Consider the following 10,601-nt stretch of genomic DNA (forward strand, 5'->3'; position numbering starts at 1 on the left):
TTACCAATACGCAATAAATCATTCAGTTAAGACAAAAGGATCTGCATCTTTCAGGAACGGGAAACGTGCTCTGGTATCCTGAACATGAGAAAGTGATATCTGCATGGTTTTCACCACCTCATGATCTTTCTCGTGCAGCAATATTTCCCCCAATGGGTCAATCAACATGGAATGCCCGTCATAATCATGCTGATTGCCATCCTGCCCCACACGGTTAACCCCGATGACATAACTTTGGTTTTCAATTGCGCGGGCCTGTAGCAGCGAGTACCAGTGAAGTGAACGTTTGGACGGCCAGCTGGCAATGTAGATTGCCGCATCGTAGCGGCCATTTAAATTGCGTGACCAGAGCGGGAAGCGCAGGTCATAACAAATGAATGCCGCGATTTTCCATCCTTTGAAATCAACAATCAGCGGTGTATTTCCGGCCGTGTATTCATGATGTTCATTGGCGTAAGAGAAGAGGTGTTTTTTATCATAATGCGCGATAACGCCATCCGCATTGCACCACAGCAAGCGATTATAGAACTGCTGGTTTTCCGTAATAATCATGCTGCCGACAACCGTGCTGCCCTTTTTGGCTGCCAGATCTTTCATCCACCGGATACTGGGGCCATTCATTGTTTCAGCAATGGTTTTCGGCTTCATGCTGAAGCCCGTGGTAAACATCTCCGGCAGGATAATCAGATCACTGTCGGAGACGTGCTCAAGATGCTGTTCGATATGCTGACAATTTTTAACCGCATCCTCCCAAACCAAATCGGTCTGAACGAGGGTGACCCTGAGATCTTGTTTCGTCATTGTAAACTCCGTTTCAATACATTTTTATTTATCAAAATACGCGGTATGACGGCACATCAGGCCGATTACAGGTCTGCGTCAAATAACTGCTCCAGAAACCCGCCCATGGCAGACAGGAGCTTGATTTCTGCTTTTTCTCCCTGCTGTTGTGGCGGCGGAATAAAACCGCATTCAATCAAGTAATTGAAATAGCAAAAGAGGAGTTTTTTATCCGAAGGGGGACATTGCAGGCCACTTTCCCGGAGTAACTCAGCGGTCGTTTCGGTGGCATATTTGGCTTTTTCAGTGAGTTCCATGCCGTTGTGAACCAAAGCCAGCAAATCAGTGAAGACTGAACGGTAAGATTGCCCATTGAGGTAGAGACAATTCAGTGCCAGGGACTCCATGTAAATATCGTTGTCAATGGTTTCGATGCGATAACCGAATTCACGCAGGCTCGTCACGATTTCGTTGAAAGTGATGGGCTTCGGGTTCAACAAATGAAGGGTTTTGCCGTGGAATTTCTCGATATTCAAGATGGCGTGCAGTGATGCTTTGGCAACAAAATCGACGGGAGTAATGTCAAAATCTTCCTCTGAACTGAACGTCAGGCCGGTTTCCACCAAGGCCCGGATCATTTCATAATAGATACCCTTAACTTTCGTGATCTTCAGTGGATAGCTGCCGTCAGTGCTGTCTCCCCAAATATTGCCCGGGCGCACAATGACCCACCTGAGGCCCTTTTTACCGGCTGCATGCACGGCTTGTTCCGATTCAAATTTGGTACGTTCATATTCCATGTCTTCGAATCGCTGACCGATATCCAGATCCGTTTCATGCATGACAAAATCTTTGTACAGGTGTTCCCCCACCATGCTGAAGCTGGAGGTATAAAGCATCGGTATATCGCCCCGCAAGCAGAAATCAATGACATGATGTGTTCCCCGCACATTGACGGGCGCGAGCCTGCCATAAGAGGCCACCAGATTAGTCCATGCGGCACAATGGATAACCCGGTTTATTTTGCCGGACAGTTCTGAGTATAGTTCTTGCGTCAGCCCAAAGTTCTTCTCTGTAATATCACCCAAGACAGGAACAATGCGGTGGGTTATGTTCCGGCATTGCTGTTCCTTATCGTAGGTGAATAAAAAATCTTCCAAACGTCCCTGTGCCTGTCTGGCATTTTCTGCTCTTATCAGGCAATAGATATCGGCATCAGTGGTCATCAGACTTTCAAATAAAACCCGCCCGCCCATGACGCCTGTCGCTCCCGTAATAAATATATTTTTGATCTCTTTTTGAGTCTGGTTGAGCATGCCTATCCCCTATGCTTAGGTATTAAATCAAGCGAGGACCCGTCTGGTATTTCCACCATTCCCGTTATCCTCAATTTTTTACCGACCTGACCGCATTTATTCGGTGGTGTTTCTATATCGTGCCGACACGCATTCCTCCGTCCAGCGTGATCACCGCCGTATTGAGATAATTGGTTTTGCAACCCGCCAAAAACCCGACGACTTCGGCCACATCCTCTGCGGTTCCCCAACGCCCGACCGGAACAATGGAGCGCGCGTATTTATCGCCCATGGAGGATTCCAACAAATTGTTACTGACAAACTGATCCAACATGTCGGTTTTGCAAACACCCGGTGCAATGGCTGTCACGCTGATGTTTAGTGGTCCCAATTCGCGCCCCCAGGATTCCGTGGCGGAAATAAGCCCCGCTTTTGACGCCCCGTAAGCTGCACCCCCTGCTGATCCCCAAATTCCCGCAATTGAGGCAATGTTGATGATGCGACCGTATTTTTGCTTTGCCATATGGCGAACAAAAACTGAGGTACAATTGAATGAGCCGACCAAATTGACATCAATCACTTTGGCAGCATCATCCAGCCCCTTGCCGGACAAACAGAAAGCACAGTGGATAATGCCGGCATTGTTCACCAGCACAGCGATGTTTTTACCCAGAGTTTCAGTAATCTGTTGCTCTGCCTGCTGGACGGAGGTTGCATCTGTCACATCCATCTCAACGATAGCGAGGGATTCTGGGCATCCGAGGCGCTCCCGAAGGAGCGCCAGTTTTTGCATGCTGACATCCGTTGCCGCCACCAGATAGCCCATATCCAGCAACACCCTGGTAATTGCAGTACCAAATCCCCCGGCTGCGCCGGTGACAACCGCAATTTGCTGACTCATTTGGTGAATTCTCCTTTAAGGGTGATATCAATCACTTTGCGGGCATTTTCCATGGCATCAAAGATCCGCTCTTCGAAGAAACGCACATCATCCTGTGACATCAGCAGGTTGGAATATATGCGGGACAATGGTGAGAACTGGATGCCGTAGCGCTTGGAAATTTCACGGATGATGATGTCGCAGAATTTGACTTTATCGCTGTAGCCTTCGGAAGAGGTCACCGGTGTGCTTTGTGAGTGATAAACCAGTGCGGTCGGCATTCCCTGTATTACCAGCGGCAGGTCAACCGCTTCTGCCGCCTTGACAAATACGTTGGAGATCTGGCGCATAATGTCGCCCATGCGATCATAGCAGCCGGGATCTTTCTCAATCATGTTGAAGGTGGTTTGAATGGCGGCCAGCCCCAAAGGGTAACCGTTGAATGTTCCGGCATGGATGACTTTTCCGCGGGTATACAGATCCATGATGTCACGGCGGCCGGCAATGGCAGAAATGGGCAGGGAACCGCCGCCCAATGCCTTTCCGAAAGTGGCCAGATGCGGCGTCACCCCCAGGAGTTTTTGTGCCCCACCCAGCCCCAGACGAACACCGGTAATCACTTCATCAAAAATCAGTACAACATTGTATTTTTCACACAGCGCCTTGGCTTGCTCCAGATAACCGTCGACGGGGAAAATCCCGCCTCCGTTGATGCAAAGCGGCTCCATCAGGACGGCAGCAATCTCATTTTGATAACGCTCAATCGTGGAGGTCAGGATATCGATGTCATTCCACGGCAATATGAACGATTGATCCACAAGGACGTTGGGATCGCGTCCCAGTGTGTCCAGCAAGTCCCCTTTGAACTGTTCCGGCACGGGGTAAGTTAAATCCTGCTTTTTGCGCCATCCCATAATATTGTCCGCATTGCCATGGTAATGGCCATGGAAACGGATAAAGCGATTTTTTCCGGTAAAGGCGCGGGCGAGGCGCAGAGCATTTTGAATGGCTTCTGTCCCGCTCAGGCAAAAACGCACCATTTCAGCACAAGGAATGTGTTTGAGCATTGTTTCACAAACACCGACCTCCAAATCACAGGTATCGACCGAAGTGACTTTACTCATGTAGTCGATCAGGGAGTTGTTGTATTCTTCATTGTGATGTCCGACCAGCAATGCGCCAAATTTACAGAACAAATCCAGATGTTCATTGCCATCCAAATCCCACACGCGGGAGTTCAGCCCGCGATTGAAAGGGATCACCAGCGGACGCTCAGGATCACCAAAGTTATAGTGCGTGCCGCCGGGCATCACATTCCAGCACTTCTTGTAAAAATCTTTTGAATTGTCCAGACATAATTTTGTTGAAAAATCCATAGCTTCTTTACTCCTCACCTGTGATTTTTGAGCTGACATTTCGCTTAATTCATCGTTATTTAATTGGGAACTGTTTGATTGAGAATTGTTTGATTGAGAACTGTTTGATTGAGAACTGTTTGATTGAGAATTGTTTAATTGAAAGCTGAACGGTACATGTCGTTTAGCTTGGTCAGGTATAGCCACGTTGAGTAATTCGAGCAGGGAAAGGCGGGTAAGATAAGTCGCTCCATTCATCAGCAGGTGGGCGATATCACTGACATGTCGATTTTCCACCGCCTCAAGGGGAGTGCCTTTCAGCCATTCGTTCATGGCCCCCATTGCCGCGCCGCACCAGATTTGGTAATCCGTGTTGCGTGCCGGATCGCCGGCAATGGCCCAGCGGGACGATTGGCCGAGATACCATTGGAATATCAGGGCCATTTTTTTCTTGGGTTGTGTTTCTGCTTTAGTGATTATCTCCGGCTGATTCATGGCATGAAAATAGTCGATGGTTTCCTGCCAAATCTCTGCCAGTGATTTGTGAAATATCTGTTTTTCCAACAAAGCAATGTCCTGCCCGGACAAGGCATCCAGACTGTCATGCTGTTTATACAGGTTGTACAGTTTCTGGGCGCGCACGGCATACATGCTGCCTTGTTTCAAAACCTGTACTTTAGCGCCCAGCTCGAACATATCCGCTGAGGGGGCCGTTGTGACATCACTGATTTGTGCCTGCCCCAGCATTTTTTTCACTACATTGGATGTCCCTGCTTCCACGCAACACTGATTGACCGAGCCGGTGACAACATAAGCCGCCCCCAACGCAAAAGCGGACAGAATTGCGTGGGGCGTGCCCAAACCGCCGGCTGCCCCAACCCGGATGTGACAGGGATAATCCGCTTCCCCTGCGATTTCATCCCGCAACTGTACAACTGAACGGAAAATACAGGCGAGTACTCCCTGATCGGTATGCCCGCCTGAATCCCCTTCTACGGTGATGTCATCCGCCATGGGTACCTGACGGGCCAGATTGGCTTGTTCCGCAGTGATAAGCCTTTCGGCCAGCAGTTTTTGCAGCATGTTTTCAGGGGCTGGGCGCAAAAAGTGTTGTGCAACTTCACGACGGGAAACTTTCGCTATCAGACGGTTGTGTCTCAGGATCGTGCTATCTGGATGCTGCTCCAGACCACTGACACGGTAATAAACCAGCGCCGGACTGAGGTTGATGTAAGCAGAGGCTTCAATGACCCGCACCTGATTTTCCATGCACAAGCGTACACAGGCCATTTCCCATTCAGGATGGGCAGGGTTATGCAGCAAATTGATCCCGAATGGCCCCCCGGGCAAGGCCTGCCGGATACGTGCAATCGCCCCGGCGATCCGTTCAGTGCGCAAGCCACCGGAACCAAAAATACCCAGAATGCGCTGTTTTCCCAGCGCAATGACCATTTCTTCCGAATGGATACCATTGGCCATGGCGCCGGCGTAATAGGCGTAGTTCACACCATAATCCGCCATGAACCCCGCATCCCCCAAACTGGCTGCCGTTATTGCCGGTAAACTGCCCAGTACGGAAACCGGTTCTGCCATGGACTTATCAGATAATTGGAGTGATACCGTTCTTCCTGCTTTCACGACTTTGAGTTCAGTATCCAATGCCTGCAAGTAAGAAAGATTTTCCGTCAGCAGGTATGCTTTTGATTGATGAGCTGAGGAATTCACAGATAGGCGCTGGTTCATATTGAAGCTTCCTGTTTCTGCTCTGCCACATCATCACCTTTATTCTGCTGGCGCTGGCGGCGAATGTATCTCATGCCCAAATTGTCACTGATGCCAATCACATTGCCGCGGTAGAGGGTTTCCGTAATGAAAAGCAACGTGACAGACGCGAGTTTGCCACTGGTATGCCTGTCGTCTGAATACGTGGCATTGATGGATTTGCAGGTCAGCCGGAATTGCAACACATCCCGTTCGCAATTCACTGCGCCCCGGAATTTGGCACTGGTTGTGTGGTTGGTCAGTGTCTGTGCTTCCCAATCAGGCCGGGAATGCAGCCCAAGGTAAAACAGATAGAATTTCATCAGCTGTTCTGCCCCTTCAACCAACAATGTTCCCGGCATCACGGGGTCATTTTTGAAGTGCGCCTTGAATGCCCAGTGGTCCGGGTCAATATCCAGCTCCCCTACAGCTTGCCCCAGGCCCAATGCGCCTCCTGCCGTATCAATGCTCAGGATACGGCTCAACATACGGGTATCCGGCGTGCAAAGGTGTTTTCCACTGATACGGCCATAATGTGAACCGAAACACGCCGCCAAATCACCATTCATGGCACGGGTGATGTCCTGTTCCGTGAATGTGGTTCGTTCGCAGGGTAAAATCACGTTATTCATCAATGCATTTGTATTGCGCATCAAATCATGATGGGATGGCCCATTGTGTGATAACAGCGCCCTGGCTTTAGCAAAATAGGGGCTGGTGTCAAAATTACCGGCCTTTTCAATGCCCTTGCGGCTAAAGAACCCCGATGTGGCGGTCAACCGAAATACCAAACGCTCCCCCACATAACAAAGGTATTCATAGGTTGCCAATACCAAGCCTCCCACCCGCCTGATGGAGGTGATATTGACCTGGCCACGCAAGATTTCCCCGGTCCTGGGCATTTCACTGTACATTGTGGTGCTGCAATCCACTGCACGATAGCAAAGTTGCCCCTTGAACAGCATGTCACAACCGATGACCGTAAATGCCACAATCATTGCATGGGAGGATTCCAGCGCAACGAATGAAGGGATGTAACCATTCACGGCATACCATGCATCCTCAGGAATATCGTATTCCCATTCGATATGGCAGGGTTCCAGTTTGTCTTTAGTGGCAGAAAGCGCCGTAATGCGGGAAACAAACATGAACGGAAGCGATGGCATACGGGTACGGATCGGATAGCTGTCCACTTCGGCATATTCGGCCCCCAGCACTTTCGCCACACTGCCGTCCGTCAGTTCCAGCAATTGCTGTTCGTCAAAAATCACGGGGGATGCTGCCGCATTTTTTTCCGGCACAACCGGCATATTTGCCGGATGCACTTTTACCGGATGTACTTCTATCGGATGCACGTTTACCGGATGCACGTCTGCCAGATGCTGGTTTATCAACTGATAGTACGTCTGTTCCAGTTGCAGATAATGCAGTTGGGTAGTGGCATTGCGTATGAATTGACTGATTTCCATTGAGGGTGGCGTATTGGCTGAATTGACTGGAGCGGCTGCCGCTGCCTGATAAGGGCCGGCCTCAGATAATGGGGCAAAACGTGCCAATGTTTGTTCATTGAGAATGAACTCTTCCACCGTTTTTTCTCTTGCGGTATATACCCTGACATTCAAACCCGATTGACTGCTTTCCTGACGATCTGTCGGCCGTGCACGTTTCCCCTGCTGTGGCTCACTTAAAATCACATGATTGTAAGAACGATCAATACTCAGATGGCTGACTACTGCACGACGCGGGGCTTTTGCCGGTACAGGCCAGGCTTCAGTACGGGCCGGCAAGTGGAATTTATCCCCGGCATGATGCGCCAGCTCCTGACGTTGTGGATAGTCTGGCAAGGCCGGTAAATACCGTTGTGACAGCTGCAATGCGGATTTGATAATGCTGAGCAGGCCAGCAGTGGCAAACAGGTGCCCGTAATTGGCTTTCAGCGTACCAATGGCCGCTGTCGGTTTCCCACCAGAAGAACCATACACCCGGCTCAATGCAGCCAATTCAGCGGCTATTTCTCCTGGTTTTCCACCCGCATATAACTCAATGTAGCCAATCTGATCCGCAGAGCACTGCGCTGCCGCCAAACCGGCCTTAGCGGCAGAAACGATGGTTTTTTCAATAGCTGCTGTTTTAGCTTGCCTGCAATCAAGGGTGTTGTCCGGCATGTAACCAATGCCCATCCCATCCAGTACTGCATAAATTGGCGTATCATCACGGATGGCATCCTGTTCACGCTTGAGGACAATCGCCCCACCCCCATCACCAACTATCTGGTTACATTGATAGGATTGATGATCCCACAACACATTTTCCAGACTGCCGCCAAAACTTCTGCTGGCAATCATCACTGCATCCACCTGTTGTCTGGCCAGCATAAACTGAGCCAGCTCCAGCGCCTTAAACGGGGAGCTTTCTTCCCCATAGAGCGTGAACGCCGGGCCATTCAACTTCAAATGTGCTGCCACGCGGCTTGCGACGATATTGCCTATGCCGCCTGTAATGCCTTCTAAATAAGGTTTGGGGAACAGGCTGTCTTTGACAATTTCCTGCAAGGCAACGACATCTTCTTCGGACAAATGAATGCCATGACTGAGCAAGCTTTGTCTGAGTTGCCAGCTAATTTCATTGCGTGCCTGATAACGCAGTGAACTGTAGTCAATGCCCCCCGTCACAATCACAGCGATGTTGCGTTTTTTGCCATCCAGCGAATAACCCGCATTGAGAAAAGCTTGCTCTGCGATCGGCAACAAAAATAGAGGGAAACTTAAATGCGTGCTAACGACATTAGGCGGCAATTTGAATTTTTTGCAGTCAAATTCAAACGATTCTATATAAGAACCTAAAGAAGGGTGGCTGACCCCACGCATCGCTAAAACGTCCGGCCGTTTTTCGATGCCAATCCAGCGGGTTTTCGGTAGCGGATAGAAATGTTGCGTTCCCTGCTGCAATGTTTGATCCAGTGTCTTGCTGTCTTCCGTTTTCGCCATGTGTACACCAATGCCCACAATGACCAGTGGATCTGCTTTCTGCGGGCTATCCGGCCTAATCTGTGCACATGCGGCCCTCAGCGCGGGAGTATCTTCACTGATGACCATATGCCCATTGACACCACCAAATCCAAAAGCGCTGATGCCGGCACGTTTGGCCCGGTGACTGGCCGGCCAAGGCCTGGCTTCCCGCACGATATTTTCGATATTCAGCTGACCCTTGGGGGTAGAAACCAATTGGTTGACCCGCGGCGTTCCGGGGATCAGGCTATGTTTCATTGCCAGCAAGACTTTCAGCAAACTGCCCATGCCTGATGCTGTGAGCATATGCCCATTGATGGCTTTATTCGCACCGATTAACGGGATTTTTCCCTTTGAAGCTGACACCTGTTCATCTGAGGCCGGCTCACCAAAAAATGTTTCGATGGTCGATAGCTCGACCTGATCCCCAAGATTTGTGCCGGTTGCATGACACTCAATATAATCAATGTCACGCGGAATATTCTGGTATGCCCGTTCCAGCGCAATGCTCTGGCCTTTCTGATCGGGGACCAGCAAGTGTTTGGTTCCGGCATCGTTGGACAATCCGATGGATTCAATCACACCATATATTTTATCGTTGTCACGGACGGCATCGGCGTAACGCTTGATGGCAACAACACCCGCTCCCTCGCCGGCTTTCACGCCCCTTGATGCTTTATCAAAAGGAATGGAATCACCTTTGTCAGGGAATACCTGCAACATATTAAAACCATGATCAATATAGATATGGTCTACATGGCAGACTGATCCCACCAACATCATGTCTGCCTTGTGACTCAGCAGGTAGTCCACCCCTGATTTAATGGCATACAGTGCTGATGCGCAGGCGGCATCCAGGCAATAACGGGGACCGGACAACCCCAGTGCCAATGCCGCAATGGTTGCGTTGTGACCACCGGTCATTAAATTCTGGTCAGAATGGTTTGCCTGTGGCCAGCATTGATCAAATTGAAAATCAGGCCGCCCAATTAATTTCTGAATATAAGGTTGTAATATTTTATGATAAAAAGGACTCATTATATGTTTGGTTGAATGAGTCGGCATTCCGATATTACCCAGAATTAACCCTGTTTTTTCCAATATATTTTTATGTTGCCGATAACCACTGTCATTTAATGCCTGAGCAGCTGCATAAATTGTCCATTTAAACAGATTGTCCAGTGTATTCAGTTCTTCTTCCGGCAGGTTATATCCTTTTCCGTCAAAATGAAAATCACGGACATGACCATTATTGACATAATTAATGGTGTCAGGTGTACCGGCAACCGGTGAATAATAGCAGGCCGGATCAACCCCCAATTCCAGTGCCGACAAAGGCGTGGAGCAATCCTTTTCCCTCAGCAGGTTATCCCAATATTTTTCAGGGGAGTCTGCGCCGGGAAATAAACACCCAACACCAACAATTGCAATATGTTCCATAAAGGAGTGACTCCTTATTTTGATGGCATTTTCCTGATTGAATATTTTTTATCAGGTGCATTAGCAATCTTACCTTTATTAT

Annotated in this window: 5 protein-coding genes; all 5 read right to left on the reverse strand. The window is 49.4% G+C overall.

Going from position 1 to position 10,601, the window contains the following annotated elements; genetic code table 11:
* Positions 1-18 precede the first annotated feature (18 nt).
* Positions 19-801, reverse strand: a complete 783-nt coding sequence (locus tag Xsze_RS18300; protein WP_038241746.1) for an amidohydrolase — start codon at positions 799-801, stop codon at positions 19-21.
* 65 nt (positions 802-866) lie between these two features.
* Positions 867-2,096 carry an SDR family oxidoreductase gene (locus Xsze_RS18305; RefSeq protein WP_038241749.1) on the reverse strand — a complete coding sequence of 410 codons (1,230 nt, stop codon included), beginning with the start codon at positions 2,094-2,096 and terminating at the stop codon, positions 867-869.
* A 112-nt stretch (positions 2,097-2,208) separates the two neighbouring features.
* The gene (locus Xsze_RS18310; protein ID WP_038241754.1) at positions 2,209-2,976 is read right to left on the reverse strand and encodes an SDR family NAD(P)-dependent oxidoreductase; all 768 of its coding nucleotides are present in this window, start codon (positions 2,974-2,976) and stop codon (positions 2,209-2,211) included.
* Positions 2,973-6,053 (reverse strand): PfaD family polyunsaturated fatty acid/polyketide biosynthesis protein, encoded by a 3,081-nt coding sequence (locus tag Xsze_RS18315; RefSeq protein WP_099139158.1) that lies wholly within the window; start codon positions 6,051-6,053, stop codon positions 2,973-2,975. The genes Xsze_RS18310 and Xsze_RS18315 overlap by 4 nt, the downstream gene beginning before the upstream one ends.
* Positions 6,050-10,519 (reverse strand): polyketide synthase family protein, encoded by a 4,470-nt coding sequence (locus Xsze_RS18320; RefSeq protein ID WP_038236910.1) that lies wholly within the window; start codon positions 10,517-10,519, stop codon positions 6,050-6,052. Before Xsze_RS18320 ends, Xsze_RS18315 begins: the two co-directional genes overlap by 4 nt.
* Positions 10,520-10,601: the final 82 nt, after the last annotated feature.

The organism is Xenorhabdus szentirmaii DSM 16338, from assembly GCF_002632585.1.
Taxonomy (GTDB): Bacteria; Pseudomonadota; Gammaproteobacteria; order Enterobacterales; family Enterobacteriaceae; genus Xenorhabdus; species Xenorhabdus szentirmaii.